Genomic DNA, 23,009 nt, shown 5'->3' with positions numbered 1-23,009 from the left:
GGTTTTCCATTGACGATATGATCCGCAAAAAACGGTTCATGCCCTGAAAAAACAGAAGTAAAGCGCTGGGCGGTAAAGGTCGATGTATTCGTATGGAGCAGCGGGTGGAGCTTTTCACGTTCAGCTGAATTCCGGCTTTCAAGCTCTCTCTGAAGACGATCGGATGTCCAATACGTCTGCCTGGCAAACGGGTAGCCCGGCAGATTGCCGATTCGCGGCAAAGGTCCGCCATAAAGCAAGTCCCCTTCGATTTCATAACCTTGACAATAAAAATCTGCCAGCACGCATAACAGCTCCTGATATTTTCTATGGTCAGAATATGAGGCGCTGCACTTGCCGAGCACTTCTATTATGTGCTCCTGAATATGCTGACGGCCTGCAAAGTGCTGCGGTACTTTTCCCGAAAACACATAAGGATGATGTTCATTAAGCTTTGCCTGCTTCCATACATACACTGCGTCATCAGCATCTTGCACTACGATGGCGGCGCGATGGTTAAAGTGATGCCGTCCTTTTAACAACGTATAGCTGAGCTGGGCCAGATCATTTTCTTTCAGTCCGCCATTTTCCGCCCAAGTGATCATATCTTCGATTTTTTCCTGAAGGGCCTCCTCTGTTTTTGCAGACAAAGTAAGTAAATATGCAGGGGCATCACGATGAGGTGAAGCATTGCGCTTATAGCTTTCCATAACGACATGGGCGTTTGTTCCGCTCATCCCGAATGCGCTGACTGCCCCCATTCGGTTTTTACCCGGCAGAGAAGGCCACGGTTTACCCGTTTTATTCACATAAAAAGGACTCTTCTCCCAGTTGATATAGCGGTTTTCCCCGCTGCAATGCAGACTGGCGGGAATCATTTCACGGGAGAACGCCTGTAAAAGACTGATCAAACTGACAATGCCTGATGCGGCAAACGTGTGGCCGATATTGGTTTTAATTGATGTGAGCGCGCAAAATGCTTCTTCGTTTGTATAGGCAGAAAATGCGTCATAAAGCGCGTTAATTTCCACCGGATCACCGAGTTTTGTACCTGTGCCGTGTGTGACGATATATTCGATATCTTCAGGGTTGATACGGCCCCGGTCATAAACGGAAGTAAGCAGCCGGGTCTGCGCGACGCCGCTCGGAGCGGTAATTCCGTTTGTTTTCCCATCATAATTGATGCCGCTCGCCCGAATCACCCCGTAAATCGGATCACCATCCGCTTCCGCCCCTCTCAGCGGCTTCAGAACAACCGCCGCGGCCGCTTCCCCCGGAACCATGCCGTCAGCCCTTTTATCAAACGCGAAGCATTTCCCGTTTTCCGACAGCATTCCGGCTTTATCTATCGTTTCAAAAAAGTCCGGGGTATTCATGATATTCACCCCGGCCGCAACAGCTGTTGTGCACTCTTTATTCTGCAGGCTTAATACCGCCTGATGGACAGAAACGAGTCCCGAAGAACATGCTGTATTTATCGCCATCACAGGACCTGATAAATTCAAGTGATAAGCCAGCCGCGCCGCCAAAATACCGTTATGATGAGACGTGACATTGCCTTTGTCCTGTGTTAAAAGGTGATAATCTCCTTCTTCCGCCCCCACAAACATACCGATCGTCTGCTGCCTGATGTGACTGGCGCCGTAGCCGGCGTCCTCAAGGGCCCTCCACGCTTCCTGAAGAAGCAGCCGCTGTTTCGGATCCATCGTTTCAGCTTCCCTCGGCGATATTTCAAAAAATAAAGGGTCGAATTCGTCCGCCCCCGGTACAGCGCCTAGTTTCCATTTTGAACTTGTGAAACCTTTTTTTGCGACCGGTGCGACAACATCCTTTTCCTGAAACAGAATGTCCCACAGCTCGTCCGCCGTGCGCGCCTGAGGAAATCGGCCGCTCATGCCGATAATGGCAATGGAATCAGCTGCCTGACTGCCCTCGGTTCCGGCGTTCAGCTTATTTCTTCCCCTCTGCTTCTTTCGCTTTTCCGTTCCTGCCTTTTCAAAGACAGATTGATCTGCGGATTCAGGTTTCTTTTCTTCATAGACATGCTCCATGACGGACTTGTGTTCCGTCAGAAAATAGCGGACGACCTTCTCCAGTGTGGAATGTCCGAAAAACAGGGCCGGTGTCACTTCAATTCCGTAATGAGCGGACAAAGAAGAGGCGAATTCCGCCAAACTGATAGAATCAAAGCCGAAATCAGCCAGATTGTCAGCGGCCGTCAGTCTGTTCTTGTCTATTTTCAAAAGCCCCGCCGCCAGTTCTTTCACATCCCAGCTTACGCATTCTTCCAGTGTAAAGCCTTTCATTTCACTCCGCCTTCCTGAAAACGGGACGTTCCTGTTTACAGAACCCGAAATCGGCCGTTCGCCTTGATCTATCTGCAGGAAGCGTTTGGCCCTCGACGGAAAACCGGCCAGGACGAGATACTGGCTGGACGGCTGGACTAACAATGTTTCAAAAGCGTCGAGTCCTTCCTCTGTGTATAAATAACGCTGTCCGCTTGATTTTAAATACATATCGGTGCTTTTCGCCGTGCCGACATGCATCCCCCCTTCTTTCCAAAGAGGCCAATTGATTGCAAGTGACTTGCCGCTTCTGAGTCCGAGGCTCACAAGTTTTTCCCGATGACGGACAAAAGCCATTTGGAAGCGGTTCCCCATCGCGTAGTCACAAGAACCGAAGTCTCCTAAAATCGCTGAAGAAGAAGAGAAACAACAGAAGAAGTCAAGCGGCTCCCGTGACAGAACCTGATCTAACACCGCGGTGCCGTCCGCTTTTGGCGATAAGACTTGCTGAAAGGTTTGCAGATCTTTCTCCAGAATGCTTTTAGTGCCTTGAAGACCTGCAGCGTGAATGACACCGTGAATCGGCCCGCATCCTTTCTCTTTCGCTTCTTGCAAACCTTTCTCCATCTGAGCCTGATCTGCGGCATCCGCCTGCACGTAAAACACCTTGGCGCCTGATTCTTCCAATCTCTTCATCTTGTTCAGCACCGGGCCGCCTGCCGCTGATCTCCCCGTCAAAATGAACGTCACCGGTCCTTTTCCAGCGAAATATCCGGCAAATAACAAGCCTAATCCCCCGCATCCGCCGGTAATCAAGTACGTTTTCCCGCTTTTTATCACACGCTTCTCAACAGGGGCAATATCCGTCTGCTTCATTTCCATGACGTGACGAATTTCCCCACTGTACATGACACTGCGGAACGACTCGCTGTGAAGTTCTTCACATACGTTATGGATCAGTTTTTCTAACGGTCCTTTTTGTCCAAAATAAACCGCGGCCGTATCCGTCTCCGGCAAAATCAGTTTCAGCGACCGTTCCAGCCCGATCCATGACTCGGCGTAACTGATATCGGTATCAATCCCGCACTGAGCGGAAAGAAGGATTCGCCTCGGTTTAAAACGCAAAGAAGCAGCTGCGCGGATCACATGATACAGAATGGAATAGTCTTTCACGGCCTTTTCATCTTCAAGCGGCCACCCATACAAAATGGCATCCGCTTTGCCTGCAGCCGTTTCAATATGCCGAAACGTTTCTTGATATGCTTGTCCGTCAGTAATTTTAATTTGATAATGCGTGTTTGAAAGCTTTTGAGTTTCCTCACCCTGTGAAATAAAAAACACACCGGCTCCCGGATAAAGGGATTGTAAAGACTGATAAGCATGCTTTCTGGCAGCTTCTCCCGTAAGAAAACAGATGACCGTTTTCAGCTCTTCATGAATGGATTTCTTCAGAGGCTGCTGCGTCCACATTTCTTCAAATATCATCATCTCGGATTGTTCCTCTTGCCCGTGATCCTGCTGAGACGGCTGTCTCATTCTTATCCCTTTGATTTCTGCGCAGACAGTGCCGGTTTCGTCACAAAATTGAATGTCACAGCCGGTTTGATTCTTTTTATTAATATACATCCACATGCCGGATGAGCACGGACGCATGACGCGCAGTTCTTCAACCGCTTCAGGCACGATATGGACTGACGGCTCCGTTTTTGCCAGGACTTGAAAAGCTGCGTCCAGAAATTCCGGCGGCAGATGATATCCCGGATTACAGCCGCTTTCATCTATAAGAGCAAGCTTCGCCCAAACCGCATTTTCTCCCGCATAAAGCTTTTCAACGGTGCGGAACTCCTTACTGATCGTTACACCTGACGTGCCTGGTGTTTCATAATCGAATGACAGCGGGCGGCAGTCTTTTTGTAAGGAGGCAATATCCAGCACGCGGGATGGCTGTATGTTCCCTTGTCCGATGATTCCATAATGATGCAGCTTCTCTTCGTCACTGTATATTTCATAATGGATGCCTTCCTCGTCTTCAGACAGAAGGGAGAGGTTGACGCCCGCACCGTGATGTCCGCTGGTAATCGGGTCAGTCCATGCCGCCGTTCGGATCCATATCTCTTTTTCTTCAGAGCTGTCTGCCGCATGATGAAAAGCCGCAAGCGCCATTTCTAAATAAACGGCTGCCGACAGAACCCGCTCCCCGCTCACATTCTGGAAAACGTGTTCCCGGCCTGTAAAAGATGTATGATAGCTTTGCTCCGCCAAGGTTGACGTATTTTCATGCAGGAAAGGATGCACATATTCAGTTGTTCCTGTTTTTGGTTCTTCCCGCTTCATCCAGTAGCTTTCTTTTGCAAATGGATAAGACGGCAGACTGATACGATGCGGCAGCGCGCCTTTATATAAAGATGCCCAATCGACGGGCGTCCCGTGAACCCAGGCATTCAAAAAACTGTCAAATTGACGTTTTTCCATCCAATCACTGACTGTGCCTTCCGTCTCCGTGACAGCACTATCACCCCGGCCTGTAAACACCCCGCTTACGGAACCAGCATTATTCAGAAAAGCAGTCAGCTTCTGTTCCAATTCAGAAACAGAGTCCGCTGTCATCGCCAGCCGTTCTTCCATCGGGACCCTGCCGACTTGAAGGGTAAATGCCGCGTCAAGCAGGTTCGCATCTGTAATTGTTCCGTTTCCGGCGGCATCCGACAGCAACAGAGCCCGCTCGCGCAAGCGGTCTTTATCTTTTGCCGATAAAACAAAAAGCGCCGGACGGCCGGTGTCTGCCGAACTCATTTCAGCCGGTTCATACTCTTCTATCAGCAGATGGGCATTTGCACCGCCCGCTCCGAAAGAAGATGTACCCGCGATTCTCGGATATTCCCGTGTTACTCCTTCAGATTCTATGACCGGCCGTCTCCATTCCGCTGTGTCCTGCTGCACGATAAAAGGAGAAGTTTCAAAATTAATTTCCGGGTTCAGCTGCTTTGAATGCAGCGACGGCACCAGATATCCGTGTTTCATCTGAAGAAGAATTTTGGTGACCGCAGCAATGCCCGCCGCACTTTCCAGGTGTCCGATATTGGATTTAACAGAACCGATGGAACAAAACTGTTTTGCATCCGTATAGCGTCGGAAAGCCTTGGTTAACCCTGCGATTTCAATCGGATCTCCCAAGGAAGTGCCGGTGCCGTGGGCTTCCAGATAGCTGATTGCTCTCGGATCAATACCTGCCCGCTCCAACGCCTCTGCGATCACTTCTCCTTGTGCATTCGGATTCGGAACGGTGAACCCGTTCGTTTTGCCGCCGGCGTTCAGAGCGCTTCCTTTAATGACACCGTATATATGATCATGATCTTCAACAGCCTTCTTCAACGGCTTTAACACGATACAGCCGACGCCCTCTCCGTCAACAAACCCGTCAGCCTTATCACCGAACGCTTTGCACGCATTTGACGGTGACAGCATTCTCATAGAAGAAAGTCCGATATAATGAACCGGATCTGTAATCAGGTTTACGCCGCCGGCAATCGCGCATTCAGATGCACCTGTTCTGATGCTTTCTGCGGCGAGATGAATGGCGGTTAAGGATGAGGAGCATGCGGTATCGACCGCGATGCTCGGACCGTGAAAATCAAACACATAGGATACGCGGTTCGGGATAAAGTGGTAGTGGGCCCCTGTCGGATAGTTGCCGTTCATGACACCCGCAAAGACACCAACCTTTTTACGGGCGCATAGTGAATCAGGGGTATATCCGGCATCCTCAAGGGCCGCATAAGCGGTTTCCAGAAACAGTCTCTCCTGCGGGTCCATGCGCTCCGCTTCTTTCGGGGAGATTTTAAAAAACAGCGGATCAAATTTATCAATATCTGTTAAAAAGCCGCCCCACTTCGTATACATCCGGCCTTCCTTACCTTTTGTCTCATCATAGTAGTCCCGCCAATCCCAGCGGTCTTTCGGAATTTCAGTGATTCCGTGTTCACCGGTCTTTAACCGTTCCCAGAACTCATTAACATTTTCAGCTCCGGGGTACCGTCCGGCAAGACCGACAATTGCCACTTCAAAGTGTTTTGACGGCGGTTCAGAAGCGGGCGGCGCTGTTTCAGAAAAAGATGCCGCTTGGCGCTTCGTGAATCCGGCGCTTTTTTTGCGGCTTTGCTTTTTCTGTAATATGTGCGGCCCCTTTTCGGCTTCTTTATTTGTCTTGAAAATCCCAGCCATATCATCCTGTCTTGAGCTGACGAGATATTCCGCTAATCCGCCGATTGTCGGATACTCGAAGAACAAAGTGCTGCTGATATCAGGTATGTCTTCCCGCACGCGGTTGGTCAGCTGTACGATTAAGATGGAATCGATTCCGTATTCTTCAAGGGGCGTATGGGCTTGAACGTCCTCAATCGGCATCTTTAAGATGGCGCTGACGATCTGTTTCAGGTACTCTGTGCTTTTTTCAAGCAAAGAGCCGGATGATGCCGCTTCAGTATGACGGACTTCTTCAGAAAATCGCGCATGCAGTTTGCGCTCCTTCGTTTCAGCCAAGTATGCGGCAAGCTCTTCTATCGTCCGGTATTCAAAAAACAGCGTGCTGCTGATATCAGGGACGAGATCCCGCAGCTCATTCGTCAGCTGAACGATCAGAATAGAGTCAATGCCGTATTCATCCAGAGGAGCCAGCGGATTTATCTCTTCTGCCGGCATTTTTAATACTTTTGCCGCAGCCCTTATCAGAAAAGCCGCTGTCTTTTCCGAAAGCCCCTCTCCCGCTTGTTTGATGGGGAGCTGACGATCAGAGGATGTTTGCGGTACGTTTGATTGGCGCTTTTGCGCGGTGTAAGCTTCCCTGCTCTGCCTGATGACTCCGTTGCTTTTCGCCGTGATAATCTGCTGGGTGTGCAAACGTTCGTTTTCAGCCGGAAATTGAATGGAATGAAAACCTTCAGCCATTAAAACGGATTTCCATGTTTCCGGATAAAGACCGGGGCACCCCGGAATCCGCAGCGCCTCGTCTTCGTACAGCCACCAGCCCTCTAATAAGCCGAATGTAACATGTGTAAACGGCGTATGCCCGCCCAGTTCATTAACGAGCAGCAAACCGTCCTTTTTCAATACGGCTTTTGCCGTCCGTAAGGTTTTCCGGATATTTTTGGTGGCATGCAGCACGTTTGCGGCAATAGCGATATCGTAGGTTCTTAGATGTAATCCCTGGCCCGCCGCAGGCTTCTCCACATTAAACAGCTGATACGTCAAATACGGATTGTCCGCGCCGTATTCCTTTTCGGCATGCATTAAAAAAGCTTTTGACAAGTCGGTATAACAGTATTCCTGAATATGGTTTTGATAGGGGCGGAGCTTTTTAAACAGTGTGCTGCTCGTTCCGCCGGTGCCCGCTCCGATCTCCAGCAGACGGATGTTTGCCTCAGGATTGTTTTTAATTACATTTTCCACATAAATACACGCTTCATTTGCCAGCACATCGTTGTAATAATCAGCGAGAATGTTATGCTTATAGATTCCTTCAACAAGCTCCATTGAAGAATCGGGAAACATCACGTCAGTGGCTTTTATTTTGCCTGTTAAAATGTCAGGCAAAGCTTGAATGACGGTATCCGCCAGCAGAGCCTGCGCTTTCATATCCGGATCTTTCAGCCATTCGTTTTTCTTCTTATGCCACTCTTCCCAAACCGCGGCCGTTTCACCGCTTTTAAAATCGCTGTCTAAAAGACGGATGCTTTCTTCCAGCCAGCGCTCATATAAAGGCAGACAGGAAGCCGCCGGCGCTTCGCCGGTCAGACCCATTGAACGCAGCGTCACCCGCAGCACTTGCAGCAAAAGCCGATTCAATTCTTTCATTTGATTGCTTATTTCTGTTCTTAAGGATAACTGTGTACGGTCTTTTTGTTTGTCTCCCTTACCCAAAACCTTATCCTCCTAAGAAAATTAAATTTGCTCCGTCATTTTGACAGGCAATCAGATAGTCACAAATTCATGAGGGTTCATTCCCTCGATCGGAATCGGCTTGGTCAGCTTCATCAGCCCCATACGGGAGATCGGCTGCGTCAGCAGAGTTTCCAGCGCCTGCATCCCTTCCGCCCGGCTGATCAGCCCGAGACCGATTGCACTCAGTCTGTCAAACTCTTCAGAAATGTGATTGTCAGCCCGCTCCCAATAACCCCAGTTCATCACTTTGACCCGGCATGACAGCCGTCCGGAAAGCTCATGGGCAAATGCGTCTTTAAATGCGCACCCCGCCGCATAATGACTTTGGTTCGGATTCTTAATATATGAAATAACCGAAGAGAAAAAGAGAATAAAGTCTAAAGACTCTTTCGCAAATACTTCGGCAATGTTGACGGAAATATCCACTTTCGCCGCAAGGCCGGCGTGAAACTGTGATTCTTCCATATCTTTTACGCTTTCATTCGCAAATACCATCGCTGAATGAACGACGCCGCTGATGGTGCCGTATGTGTTTTTAATCTGTTCATAGGCGCGCTGAAGCGATGGAAGATCAGAAGCATCTGCGGCTATATATTCGGGAGCCGGGCCTGATGACCGGTACCGGTCTATTTTTTGGCGTATCCGGCTGTCCAGCGGCCGCCTCCCGATCCAGACGATTCGGGCTTTATACGTCGTCACCATATAATCTGTCCAAACCTCGCCGATGCCTCCCGCACCGCCGATGATGACATATACGCCTCCATAGCGGTAAGGAACACTTTCAGACGGCTCGCTTTGGACCGGAAGCAATTGAGACCGGTACCATTCATGATGTCTGCGCACCCATGCTTTACCCGTACGGTCGCGGGGCAGGCTGAATATGTCTTCTGCGGGGAAATCCCCCCCGTCTTCAAGATCGGCCAGACGGATGTGCCAGCTCGGATGTTCTTTAGCGAGAGACCCGACGAAACCGTGCACACCGGAATGAGCGGGACGCACCTCATCATATTGGGTGATAGGCTGTGCTTGGTGCGTAATCACCGTCATCCCGAGCTGCTCTTTTCCATACCCGAGACCGATAAGAGCTTTGGCCGCTCTGAAAATTTGCAGCACCCCGCTTTTTTGATCATGGCTGTCAGAATCAGCCGGCTGAGGGGCAAACCAGATCATATGCTGAACCTCACCGAGACGGCGGAGCCGATCAGATATCACTTCAACGGAAGCACTTTGGCCGATATCAAATCGCACAGCTTTAGGAAACAATCGTAAAACCGCGTCCGCCTGCCCGTCTGTACCGCCCATGATGACAGCTTTTGCTTCAGAAATGTGGAAGCCGGTTTGGTTGTCTATCGGTTCCGCGTCCCATACCTGCATCAGTTTGACGGCTCCGGTAAGGTTACCCGGCAGATCGTATTGCTTATTATCGGTTACGGCCGGCGCACTTTCGGCCATCCGGGCAGAAAATCCTTTTATCCTTACACACACATTGCCGCGTTCATCACATATATCAATGTCCATTCTTCGTACGGCCGGTGTTTCATGCGTCACAAATACGGCCGCCCACATGTTTGGACTGCACGGATGAAAAACGGTCAGTTCATGCAATTCAAAAGGCATTAACGGCTGCTCCGGATAACCCGCTTGATCTTCATTCATAACGCCGATGGCCGCCTGAAAAGCGGAATCTATCAGACTCGGATGGAGCACAAACTGTTCAGCCTCATCAGAAACGGAAGCAGGGAGCACCAATTTAGCCAAGGCTTCTTTTTCCCCGCAATAAATGTGATCAATTCCTTGATGTGAAGGTCCGTATACAATTTCCGCCTTTGCAAACGCCGTATAGCAGTCTTCTTTTGACAGCACTTTTTTGCGGCATCGCGCTTTCAGCTGTTCAATATGCAAAACCGGCGCCTCAGACAGCGGCTCAATCACAGCGCTTCCTTCACAATAAATGTCTGAATCATTTTCATTGCTGTACACTTGAAATGAAACATTGCCGTTATCCTCCAAAGAAAGCCCTGTCGTCATACGCAGAGGCTCTTTTTTGTGAACGGCCTGGCGTATCCAGCTGATATACCGCAGCGAAATGCCGGTTTTAGCCGTGTATTCAGCGGCTAACGGCGCGGCAGCCAGTTCAGCCGCGGCTCTCGCCATTTCAAGATAAGCCGCCCCGGGGAGAACACGCTTGTTTCGGACGATATGATCGGCTAAGAAGAATTCATCTCCGTTCAGTATCGTACTGAATTTTTGTTCTAACAAATCTGATGTATTGCGGTGAAGCAGCGGGTGAAGCCTGCTTTCTGTATTTACGGAAGTGACGGGATGATCGGGCTCCGGTATCCAATATCGTTCCTTTGCAAACGGATATGTCGGCAGACTCATCCTGCGCGGTTTCTCCTCCTGATACAGCCGCGTCCAGTCTATCTCAAATCCTTTTGACCACAGCTCCGCAAGTTTTTTGTAAGTGCCGCTGTCCATCCATTTTCGGATCAGCTCCTCCGTATCCTGATCATCATTCAGGAAACCTCTGATTTCCGTTCCGCTATCAGACCGCCCTTGAAAGCAGCCGTCAATCTGCCGTTTTTGTTCTGTAAATTCAGTTAATTTCCTGATCAGGTCCGCTTGATCGTTCACTAAAAAAACAAGCCGTTCTTCCATTGCCAGCCGTCCCGTTTGCAGCGTATACGCCAGTGACCGCAGGGAAAAAGATTCATCAGGCTGCTTATCTAAGCCCGACTGACCGAAAAGACCGGAAAGAATATCCTTATGTTTCTCATCGTTTGTAAGACATTCTGCTAAAGTCTGGACGGAAGTATGCTGTATGAGATCAGTCATGTCTATTGCCAGCCCGTATCGGTCCGTCATCAGCTCAGAAAACTGTGCCAGCTGCATGACATCCAAGCCGAATTCCTTCCAATCCTGTTCATCATCTACCGAGCCGGCCTCTACATGCAGAACTTCCGCCAGAACACTGCGCAACGCATTTTCCAGCTGATTTTGCATTGTATCTCTTTTGTCATGAAGCGGCCCGCTTCCTTCAAGCGCTTTATCTTTGAGAAACATCAGCAGGCGGGCAGCGTATTCCTTCAGCCGCTCCGAATTTTTCGCTGATAGAGGCACGATATACGGTCTCTCTTGATTCTCCGTAATGCCGGGGTTTTTGGGCCTGTACTCTTCTAAAATGAGATGAACGTTTGAACCCGTCGCCCCAAATGAACTGATGCCCGCGCGTCTCGGACAGGAATGTTCACGGCCGTTCTCTGTATACGCCGGCCTTTTCCATGACTCGGTTTTTTGCTGCACGTAAAATGGCGAGTCCTCTAAACGGAGATACGGATTAATCGTCTCTGAGTGCAAAGAAGGGACAAGCGTTTTGTGAAACAGCTGCAAAACCGTTTTATGAAGCCCGCTGATCCCGGCGGCTGATTCCGCATGTCCGATATTCGATTTAACGGAACCGATCGCACAAAATTGCCGATCCTCTGTAAACGTGCGGTAAGCTTTAACAAGACCTTGTATTTCAATCGGATCTCCTAAAGAAGTTCCGGTTCCGTGCGCTTCCACATAAGAAATCGTCCGGGGATCGATCCCCGTCTTTTCAAGACATTCAGCTATCATATCCCCCTGCGCCACGGGGCTCGGCACGGTAATCCCGCTGACGGTCCCCACGTGATTGACGGCGCTGCCTTTTATCACCGCATAAATATGATCCTTATCTTCTTCAGCCTTGTAGAGCGGCTTCAGCAGCACGGCTCCGATGCCGTCAGCTGAGACATAGCCTGTGCCGCCTTCGCCGAACGTGCGGCACAGCCCGTCACTCGAATGCATATCCATTAAGCCGTATGTGATATATTTTGTCGGGTGCAATGATAAATTGACGCCTCCGGCAAGAGCTGCTTCACATTCACCGCGTCTCAGACTTTCCGCCGCCATATGGACGGCCGTCAGAGATGACGAACACACCGTGTCAACCGCCATGCTCGGCCCGTGAAAATTGCAAAAATATGAAACCCGGTTTGCGATCGGCGCATAGTTCAAGGGATAAGGAAAGACCAGCCCTTTGGCCGCAGCTTCAGCGCCGGCGAGAGAATAATCCATATGCATCACCCCGGCAAACACACCGACGTTCATTCTCTTATTCGGCCCTTTCGGCTGAACGATTGTTTCCGGGGTGTAGCCCGCATCCTCAATCGTTTCCCAGCATGTTTCTAAAAACAATCGTTCTTGCGGATCTTTAGCTTCTGCCTCTCGCGGAGAAATCCGGAAAAATTTCGCATCAAAACAATCCGGATCGTCTATAAAACCGCCCCATTTGGAAATCGGCTTGCCGGACGGCGATCGCAAATGCTCATATGTCCTCGTATCCCAGCGGGAACGAGGCACTTCCGTTACGCTGTTTTCTCCATTTTTTAAATTTGTCCAAAATTCACGAAGATTTTTGGCGCCGGGGTACCGTCCCGCCATCCCGACAATCGCAATATCTCCATTCTGCGTTCCGGCTGACGCCGATTTTTTCACGCGGATTTGGGTCGTCCTCTTTTTTTCCCGGTGCAAAGGCTCAGCACTTGAATGCCCGCTTTGAGCATGGCCGAAACCGGCTCCGTAATGTTCGCACAAATATCCCGCCAATTCCACGATTGTCGCGTATTCAAATAACAGTGTCGGCAGAAGCTGCGTTCCGATTTTTTGTTCAATTTCCTTTACCATGTCCAACAGCCCCGGAGAATCCAGCCCCATTTCATAGTAGCCGATATCCGGGTCAATCTCTTTCACAGGTTTGTTCAATCGGGCGGCAAGCAATTCTTTTAAATAAAGGATGCACTGTTCAGTAAGGCCGGCGGAAGCCTCCGCACGGCGGGGCTCAGAAGGCGCCGCTTCCGCTTGCGGAGCCGGGACGGCATTCCGACCGTCAGGTTCTTTCTTTTGCCGTTTCTGATTGATCAGTTCCGGGTCCCTCACCAGTTTATTGGCGAAGTTTTTCAGTTCGCCGACTTTTCTGCCTTCCTCATTGAAAAACTCCATTGTCACGTAAACGAGATCTTTCTTACGGGTGACGGATTCTTTTTTTATCTTGGTGATACATGTTGTCTGCAGCAATTCGGCGCAATAAAACGATTCATAAAACAGCGGCAGAAATAATTGCCCCTCCTCCCTCGTCAAAGGAGCGAGATATACATTGGAGCCGATGCTGCTCGCATCTATCAATGCGGGATGAAACATCGTCTCTTCTGCATGTTCCAGCTGATCCTTTTGCACCGACAGATCAATATAAATCTCTTTTTCAGTTTGGTAGACGCTTCCGCAGCCTTTCATCATTCCTGAATGAACCAGTTCTTGATCCCTGCATTCCGCGTAAATGTCCTCAAGCGGTATTTCTGCCGCCGTTTGTTTTACGGCATTCATCCGGACGCTCTCTTGGAAGCCGGCGGGCTTGACGGAATGCATTTGCGCCGCGGCATATACCTTTGTCTCTGCTGCTTCGTCACCTTGTTTTTGCCCTTTCACCTCCACCTTCCACTGCCCTTCGCCGTTCTCTGTACAATCAACGGAAAGCAGGATTGATTCTCCCTGTTCAGGAGCTAAAGGGTGAAAAATCGATAAGTGCCTGAGTTCAAGGCCGGCATAAAAAAAACCGTTTTCTCTGAAAGTCTGATAGATCAGGTCAATATAAGCCAGACCCGGCAGCAGTTCCTTTCCATAGGCTTTATGATGTTTCAGAACGGGATGCTGATTGTTAATAAGAAGCTGCTCTTGCATATGAACTTCCTCCATATCGACGTTCAATTTTCAGCGCAATCAGTAAGTCTTCATTTGTTTCCAAAACGTATTCGGACGGGACTTATGTGCGTTTTCATGCAGGCTTTCGGCTTTGTCCGAACGAATAGGCCGGCGTTTTAATTCCTGTCTCGGCAAAGGCTTTCTGACCGGGGTATACGCCTCTTGCTCCCAGGCTTCCACTATGACATGGGCATTCGTCCCTCCGTCAGCGAAACTGCTGACGGCGGCAATCAGCTGTGAATCCGTCCATTCACGCAGAGTGTGCGAAAAATAAAACGGCGAGGCGGACAGATCGTAATGCGTCATCGGCTCTTTGCCCGAAAGGAAAGGCACACGCATTCGGCGCGAGAGCATAAGCACTGTTTTAATAAATCCGGCAATCCCTTCAGCGCATAACGGGTGTCCGATATTCGGCTTCATCGACCCCAATTCGCAAGGCGCGCTGTTTTGCATACGGTACACCGCTTCAATCGCCCTCAGTTCCAAAAGGTCGGTTACTTCAGAGCCTGAACCGTTTGCTTCAATGTAGCTGATATCCTCCGCTTTTCTGCCGCTTTTGGCAAGCGCCTTGGCCATCACTTCTTTCTGCGCCTGTATATTCGGTGTGGCAGGCCCCGCGGTTCTGCCGTCATTGTTTACGGAAATGCCTTTAATGACCGCATGAATCCGGTCCCCGTCTTTTACAGCCTGGGCCGCTGTTTTTAAATACACCATTCCGACGCCTTCTCCCAATACGATGCCGCCGGTGCGGCGGTCAAAAATATGAAACGCAGGCTCTTCGCTTAACAGATTGCGAAGTTCGAACATCCGGTGGGTTTGACCGGATTCCAGCAGACTGACTCCCCCGACCACCGCTGAGTCGATTTCACCGCAAGAAAGCGCCTGTATCGCCATATTCATACCGACAAGCGCTGAAGAACAGGCCGTATCCAAAACAAGACTCGGCCCCTTCAAATCAAAGAACTGAGAAAGATTGGCCGCTAAGTAATTCGGGCCGGCAGCGACTATCGGATTTTTTGCATGCTTCAGACGGTTTTCGTCAGGCATACTGCCGCCGCGTCCTCCTAAATAGACACCGGCTGACCTGCCTTTCATTTCTTGTAAAGAGTAACCGCTGTCTCTGAACAGATGAAGCGCCTCTTCTAATATAAGAAAGGACTGGATATCCATTGCCTTGATGTCTTCTTCGGGAATAAGGAAAAACTCCGGGTCAAAATGCGTTACATTTTTTAAAAGGCCCGCATAATCCGCCTTCTCCGTTTTCCAGCGCTCTTTCGGCACCCTTTGAATGGCTGACGTTCCTTCAGACAGCAGCTTCCAATAAGCTTCAATTGATTCAGCTCCCGGAAAACGGCAGGACATTCCGACAACAGCGATGTCTTGCGCCGCTCTAGCACCAGAAGGCTGAATAACAGCAGCTGCTGTTTGTTTGGGAACGTCTGGGATTACAGGCTGAACCGGTTTTGAAACGGCAGCTTTGATTTCCGGATATGCTGTTTCAAGCCATCCGGCCAGCGCAGCAACCGTAGGGTATTCATACAGCACCGCCGGGTCAAGGTCAGCTTTGATCCTCTTTCCGATCGCTCTGGACACTTGGGCAAGCATGATGGAATCGGCTCCGTAATCTTGAAACGGTGTATCAGATTCAAATCTTGACGGCTCCAGTCTTAATTCCCGGCAGCAAATGCCCGTCAGCCACTCCTCAACGCTTTCTGTATCGGCCTGTTCCTGCTGCTTTGTTTCAGTAAGGCCGGATGAAAGCAGCAGACGGTCAGGCTCCCATTTTTCCGGGTGAATGACGGCCGGCATAATAACAGATCCGCAATCGCCTGCCATGATGGCATCAAACAGGCTCAGCCCTTCTCTGTCAGTGATGCTCTTTAAACCGCTTTTCAGATAGGCCCGGCTTTTTGATTCGCCCATACCCGTTTCTTTCCAGCTCGGCCATTGGATGCTCAGCACCGGAAAACCTTTTGCGGCCGCAAAATAATCCATATAGGCGTTAGCCATGGCATAATCGCTTTGCCCCGCTCCTAATTCCGGCATCACGCCGGACACTGAAGAAAACAGCGCAAAAAACCGGAGAGGCTCCTTGTGCAACGCTTGATACAACAGGTCCAGTCCGTCTGTTTTAGGCTCAAGCACGGGCATCATCTGTTCTCTTGTTTTGCGGATAAAGGCCGGATGATCAAGATCTACGGCTCCCGCTGCATGTAACACGCCTCCTATCGGCCCCATTTGATCTTTCACCCGGCTGACGGCCTGCTCATATTCAGGGCCGGAAGATACAGACAGCACTTCCGTTCGGACACCTTTTTGTTCGAGCTCTCTGATTCTTCTCACTTTTTCAGAAAACGGGGAATTCCGTTTGATATGATCATCCCATTCCGCTTTCGGAGGCATTGTTTCTTTTCCGGTAAGCACGAGTTTCGTGACTCCGTAACGTTCGGCAAAATGCCGGGCGAATAAATATCCGAGTCCCCGGGTCCCTCCGGTGATCCAGAGCACATGGTGTTTCGGAAATGAAAATTCTTTTTCAGCTAAGCTGTTTGTTTCCTTTAACCGCGCGTGATAGCGCACACCGTTTCTGTAACACACTTCGATGTCTTCAGAATCGCGAAAAAACTCCTCTGCGATCTGGTTTGCCAGCTCAGGATCTTCGGCAGTCCGTTCTGCATCCATATGCCGCGAGCGGATATCCTTATACTCACTTTGGAGCATCCGGTACAATCCGGCCTTTTTTGCACCTGAGAGATTTATCGTTTCATTTGCAAAAGGTTCAAGCCCTTTTGTCACACAAAGCAGCTGAAGCTTTCGACCGCGGTTTCTGTTGTCAATGAGAGACTGAAGACGATGAATCCAGCCGTCATCATGATTGATTTCCGTTCCGCATCCGGTCACATCAATCAGACCGCCAAACCGGGACGCGTCCCCGGATATTTTCGATGACGCAGCGTCAATGATTTCAGACTCGGGGAAATAACGGGACAGCTCAACGGCCAAATTTCCTGTCTGGTGATCGGCGGCTATTCCGATGACGCCCCGCACTTCCTTAACCGAAACACTGCTGCTTTCTGCCCAGCTTTTCTGTAAAAAGCGGGTTTCACGCAATGTTTCAGAATGTGTTTCAGCATCACGAACATTGTCCGGCGCTGCATCGACCGGCCAATACCGGTCCTTTATAAATGGATAACCGGGAAGGCTGATGCGGTGCGGCAGGCTGCCATTATAAAGCTCTGACCAATCAATCTTCAGCCCTTTTACCCAAAGTTCCAGAAGCTTCGCGAATTTTTTTCGTTTCATCCATTTACGGACGGCGTCCTGCATATCTTCATCCTTAAAAACAGTTAGAATGTCTTTATACTGTTTGCTTTTTCCCCTGAAGCAGCCGTCTGTCCCGCCGTCAATAAAACGCTGCAGTTTTTCCGCTAACTGCTCTGTCGACGTCACGATAAACGCCACACGTTCTTCCATCGCTTCTCTTCCGGTTTGAAGGGTGTAAGCCGCATCCCGGAGACTGCTGTCTGTGACGTCATTTTTTCTGATCGCTTGAAGAAGCTGCTGCGCCCGCTGCTTCAGGCTGGCCTCCTGTTTGGCGGATAATAAAATGACTGCGGGATCTTCATCTGTGAATGGCTCAGAAATCTCCCTATCAGGTTCAATATATTCTTCTATCAATATGTGGGCATTTGCCCCGCCCGCACCAAAAGAAGAGATGCCCGCGATTCTCGGAATCTCTTTCTGCGCTCCGTTTTCCTCAATGACCGGCCGTTTCCAGTCTGCCAATTCACGCTGCACCACAAACGGCGTCCGGTCGAATACAATATTCGGATTCAATTTCCGGCAATGTAAAGAGGGGGCCAGCTTGCGTTTTTGAAACTGGAGCAGCAGTTTCGTTACACCGGCAATGCCTGCCGCGGCTTCCAAATGCCCGATATTGGATTTAACTGAGCTGATGGCGCAAAAACCTTTATCTGACGTTTTCGTTTGAAATGCGCGGGTCAAACCGTCAATCTCGATCGGATCTCCGAGTTCAGTGCCCGTGCCGTGGGCTTCGATACAGCTGATCATCCGCGGATGTATTCCTGATTTATCAAGCGCGCCGGAAATCACGTCAGCCTGGGCGCTCGGACTCGGCACTGTATACCCGTTTGTTCTGCCTCCGTGATTAATATGAGTGCCGCGAATCACACCGTAAATATGGTCCTTATCAGCCATCGCTTTTGACAGCGGCTTTAACAGCACGGCCCCGACGCCTTCACCGGGAACAAATCCGTCCCCGCCTTCACCGAAACTTTTGCATGTTCCGTCTTTTGAAAGCATTCGATAGGCGCTGAGCTCCGCATAAGCCGAAGGATGCGTATACACATTCACACCGCCGGCAATCGCCATGTCGCATTCGCCGCGAAGGATGTTTTCACACGCTTCATGGATTGCAGTCAGCGAAGATGAGCACATCGTGTCGACCGGCATGCTCGGCCCTTTCAGATTAAGAAAATAGGAAACTCTGTTCACCGCTGAACTGAACGACGTTTTCGGCTGCAGGGTGCCGCCGTTTTTCCAGTACATTCCGTACCCGTTTTTCGTAATGCCCGCAAAAACGCCGACCCGGCCGTTATACAGATTCTCAAGCTGTTCCTTCGTATAACCGGCATCCTCCAGCACCTGCCAGCACATTTCAATAAAGAGACGCTCCTGCGGGTCCATATTCAAAGCATCACGGGGTGAAATTTGAAAAAACAGCGGATCAAAGAAAGAGGCATCTTTCAGAAACCCGCCCCGCTTACTGTAACTTTTCCCTTCTTTCACGGCCGTTTCGGGATCAGGGTTGTAGTACTTGTCCTTTTCCCAGCGCTCTTCGGGAATTTCCGTGACACAGTCTTTTCCGGCAGCTAAGTTATCCCAGTACGCTTCAAGTGTTTCAGCTTGCGGATAACGTCCGCTGACTCCGATAATCGCAATCCCTTCTTTTGTCTGGTTCTCATTGGATAAAGAAGGCCGTTTCTTTCGCTTGATAAACGACGGAAGCACCGGAAAATCTTCATTTGCCAAAACCTGTTCTGATATGCCTGAACGGTGCTCATCATCATTTGTCCACTTTCGGCATTCTTTTGGATAATCCGTGACAAAGTGAGCTGCCAGGGAGCCCAGTGTCTTATATTCGTAAAAAACCGTTTTGGAAAGGTCACCGAAAAGCAGAGACAATTCGCGGTTCAATTTCGTCACAGTGACTGAGTCGATTCCGTAGGTTTCCAGCGGCTCTTCAGTGTCTATGTTGGAAACAGCAATTTTTGTAGTCAGGCCAAAAAGCGTTTTGAGCTGAAGAAGCGTTTGTTCATACAAACGTTCACTGCAGTGTTCGGCATTGGTTTTTCCGGGAGCGCCCGTCTTGATGACAGGCTGCAGCTTCAACCCCGACAGAGAAGCCCATATTTTCCCTTCTTCGTCACATAAATCAATATAAAAGCTCCCCGCCTTCTCTTGTATCTCGGCCCATACCTTGTCAGGACAAGGTTCATAAAATAAAAGCTCGTCCAATGAAACCGGGGCGAGCGTTTTATATTCTTTGCCGCCAAGCAGCGCGCATGCCTCTGTCACACTTTGCATCACACAGGGAGGGAGGCCGAATCGGGCTGATTCTTTTTGGTCTGTCAATGGAATTGATATGTCTGCCAGCATCCGTCCTGCTGAGGCGTAAATACGCTCAATTCCTTTCATGTGCTCACTGTATTGAACGGTATCGTTCTGAGTGATGGCTTCAATTTGCTGCTGATCCATCGGGGAACCGCTGTTTTCCTTCAAGCGGCTGATATCCAGCATGCCAGGCGCAGCATCAACTGGCTGAATCGTCCCTTGGCTGTACACATCATGATGACTGAAATCGGCAGAAAATGGATTGTAAATCTCAAACCTTTTGGCTTCACCCTCTGCGGGTATCAGCCTGATTTCGATATGGAATGGCTCAGCCTCAGTCAGAATGGGCTTTGACCACACGATATGCGTCAGCCGGACAGCCGCAGTCTCCTTTACTGTCAAAACAGCCGCAGCTCTCGCCATTTCCAAAAGAAGTTCTCCGGGCATAAGCTTTTTACGCTGTAAAGAAACATCAGCGAGAAAAAATTCCCGGCCGCTGAAAGCTGCCGAGAATCCCAGTCCCGTTTCATCGGAAATATGCTGCTGAGCAAGCGGATGAAGGGAATCCGCTTGGCGAAGTCCCATCCGCATATCATAATCGCGCAAAATGCCGATCGCATCCTGTTTTGTCATTTTTTTATTTTTGACGTCAGAAAAAACCCGGTGCAGAAACTCTTTCATATGGTTTCCTCCATTACGCTAATCCCTGTAAAAACCAATCGTTCTTTTTACAGCGGCTTCTATGCTTATTTCGTTTCTCTCCAATTCATCAAGCAGGTGCTCATAAGTCTCAAGCGGGGACATATCAGTCTCATAAGTCTCCCGGTGCCTTATATGCTGCGCTCTGCGCGGTATCCAGCAATGTGTTTTCGCAAAAGGATAGACGGGCAGGCTGACTTTTTTTGGACTTTCGTCCGGATATAATTTATTCCAGTCGACATGCAAGCCTTGCACCCATAATTTTGCAAGCATCGCATACTTTCCTGCTTCAATCCATTGATCTATGGTCCCGCTCATTTCTGCGTTGTCCGTCATCTCTGTAAACAGCTGTTTCATCGCTTTGTTCCGGCCTGTAAAGAAATTCTGCCCCGCCTCCTTGCCGCTGAGGAAATCATTCAGCGCGTTCGTAAGCTCTTCTTTTGTTTCAGCAATGACGGCAAGGCGCTCTTCCATTTCATCCCGGCCAAGCTGAAGCGTATAAGCGATACCCTCAAAAGTTCCGTCAGCTGAATGTGTCTTTTCCAAATATCTGCTCAGCTGTTCCGCACGTTCCTTCAGCTGTTCCGCCGTCTTTGCCGAGAGAATGAATAAGGACGGCTGAAGTTCACCGGCCGTCCATTGTTTCTCTTCAACAGGAGAAACATATTCTTCGAGCACGACATGAGCGTTGACACCGCCAAATCCGAACGAGCTGACACCCGCTCTCCGCGGCAGTTCATTTCCGCTATCATCAGTCGCCGCTTTCCACGGCTGAGTGTCGCGGACGAAATAAAACGGGCTGCCGTCGAGGCTGATATACGGATTAACGGTTTCACAATGCAGACTTTTAACGAGCGTTTTGTGCTGCATCTGCAAAATAATTTTTAAAAGCCCGGCCATGCCGGCGGCAAGCTCTGTGTGGCCGATATTCGTTTTGACGGAACCGAGGCCGCAATGAGGCTGATCGGGTGCCGTTACTCCGGCTTTCTGATAAAGCGCTGCAAAAGCGGCTTTGAGTCCGTTGATTTCTATCGGATCTCCGAGCGCCGTTCCCGTGCCGTGGGCTTCAATATAACTCACTGTACGGGGGTCGATGTTCGCTTGCTGATACGCTTTTATCATGACTTCTGTCTGTGCTTTCGGATTCGGCGATGTAAGGGAAGCCGCCCTTCCGCCATGATTTTCCGCCGTTCCGCGAATAACGGCATAAATACGGTCGCCATCACGTTCCGCATCGGATAATGTTTTCAAAACAATCATGCCGGCACCTTCAGCTCTGACATACCCGTCCGCTTGATCGGAAAATGTTTTGCAGCGCCCGTCTTCACTGAGCATTCCCGCTTTATTAAAGCTGATATGCATATCCGGCGACACAATAGCATTGACGCCTCCTGCAATCGCGATGCCGCAGTCTCCGGCCTGAATTGCCCTGACCGCACGGTGAACAGCGACCAATGAGCTTGAACAGGCGGTTTCGATCGGTTCGCTCGGCCCATGTATATTCAGAAAATAGCTCATGCGGTTCGGACCGATTGACGGAACCGTTCCGGCGGCGGAAGAACCCTCAATCTCTATATGGAACTTTGAAGCTTCCTGAGCGTAACCGCTGTTTGTCGTGCCTGCAAAAATGCCTGTATTTGTACCTGACAGGCTTTTGGCAGAGCAGCCGGCATCTTCAATCGCTTTCCATACATGCATCATTAAAAGCCTTTGCTGAGGATCCATCATTTCGGCTTCATGCGGAGAAATACCGAAAAATAAAGGATCAAATTGAGCGGTTTCATCAATGAAGCCGCCCCACTTTACATTGCTCGCATTTTTATCTTTCTGCGGATCTCCGTAATACTGTCTCCAGTCCCAGCGCTCCGGCGGTATTTCAGAAATGCAGTCCTTTTCTCCGGCTAAATTCTCCCAAAACATTTCCGGATTTTCAGCCATTGGAAATGCACAGCTGATTCCGATTATCGCCACAGGCTCAGGTACAGCTGCGGTTTTTGTTTTAGGAAGACGGGACGGAATCAAGAATGGCTCCGTCTTCATTTTTTTACGCACAACCGGTTTCTCCGTTTCTGTTTCTGCCTGTGAGCCGAATGTATCCGGATGTTCCGTCAGCAAGTATTGGGCAAAACTAAAGACTGTCGGATATTCAAAAAACACGGCCGGTGTCAGTTCAAGCCCATACATTTTATTTAGTTCATTTGCAAACTGCGTGAATGAAACCGAATCAAAGCCATAATCTCTCATCTCTGATTCAGCATCTATCTCGTCTTCTTTCACCTTCAGAATGCCTGATATCATATGTTTGAGTTCCGCTTGTACTTTATTCGGCATATGGACGGGCGTCTTCCTTGACACATGAATGCGATTGGACGGTTCCGGCGTTTCAGGCATCAGGTTTTTTCGAATCCGTTTTTCGTCGCCCTCTGCCACCATGACCTGGTGTTCTCCGGAGGCAAAAGCGGCGTACAGCGCTTGGATGCCTGAAGCCGATCGCATGGCTTTCATTCCGGTCTGTTCATACATCAGCCGTTCGGTCTCTTTGTCCACGCGCATACCGCCTTCTTCCCAAAGCGGCCAGTTGACAGACAGGGTCTGCCCGCTCCGCTTGTTGTCCCTCACAAGACGGTTCCGGCGGGCTGCATAAACATCCATAAATGCGTTGGCTGCCGCATAACCGGCCTGCCCCGGATTTCCCAT

Annotated in this window: 4 protein-coding genes; all 4 read right to left on the bottom strand. The window is 49.9% G+C overall.

Annotated elements, in window-relative coordinates:
* A partial coding sequence (locus tag SB724_RS18830) for an SDR family NAD(P)-dependent oxidoreductase (protein ID WP_410572297.1) occupies positions 1–8,180 on the bottom strand: 8,180 nt, incomplete at its 3' end.
* A 51-nt stretch (positions 8,181–8,231) separates the two neighbouring features.
* Entirely contained in the window at positions 8,232–13,958 is a 5,727-nt protein-coding gene (locus tag SB724_RS18825; protein WP_410572295.1) for a type I polyketide synthase, read from the bottom strand.
* A gap of 39 nt (positions 13,959–13,997) precedes the next feature.
* A complete protein-coding gene (locus tag SB724_RS18820; RefSeq protein WP_410572293.1) occupies positions 13,998–20,294 on the bottom strand; it encodes a type I polyketide synthase in 6,297 nt (2,098 codons plus the stop codon).
* An 18-nt stretch (positions 20,295–20,312) separates the two neighbouring features.
* Positions 20,313–23,009, bottom strand: a 2,697-nt coding sequence (locus SB724_RS18815; protein ID WP_410572291.1) for a beta-ketoacyl synthase N-terminal-like domain-containing protein, incomplete at its 5' end; no start/stop codon positions are given.

It is taken from the genome of Bacillus sp. SIMBA_031 (assembly GCF_046535225.1).
Classification (GTDB): Bacteria; Bacillota; Bacilli; order Bacillales; family Bacillaceae; genus Bacillus; species Bacillus velezensis.
Note: the sequence above shows the minus strand (reverse complement) of the source record. Positions and strands in the feature narration are given on the sequence as shown.

Bases quoted from the DNA above. Each gene is read 5' to 3' on its own strand.
- SB724_RS18825 (WP_410572295.1), bottom strand. From the start codon at position 13,958: ATGCAAGAGCAGCTTCTTATTAACAATCAGCATCCCGTTCTGAAACAT.
- SB724_RS18820 (WP_410572293.1), bottom strand. From the start codon at position 20,294: ATGAAAGAGTTTCTGCACCGGGTTTTTTCTGACGTCAAAAATAAAAAA.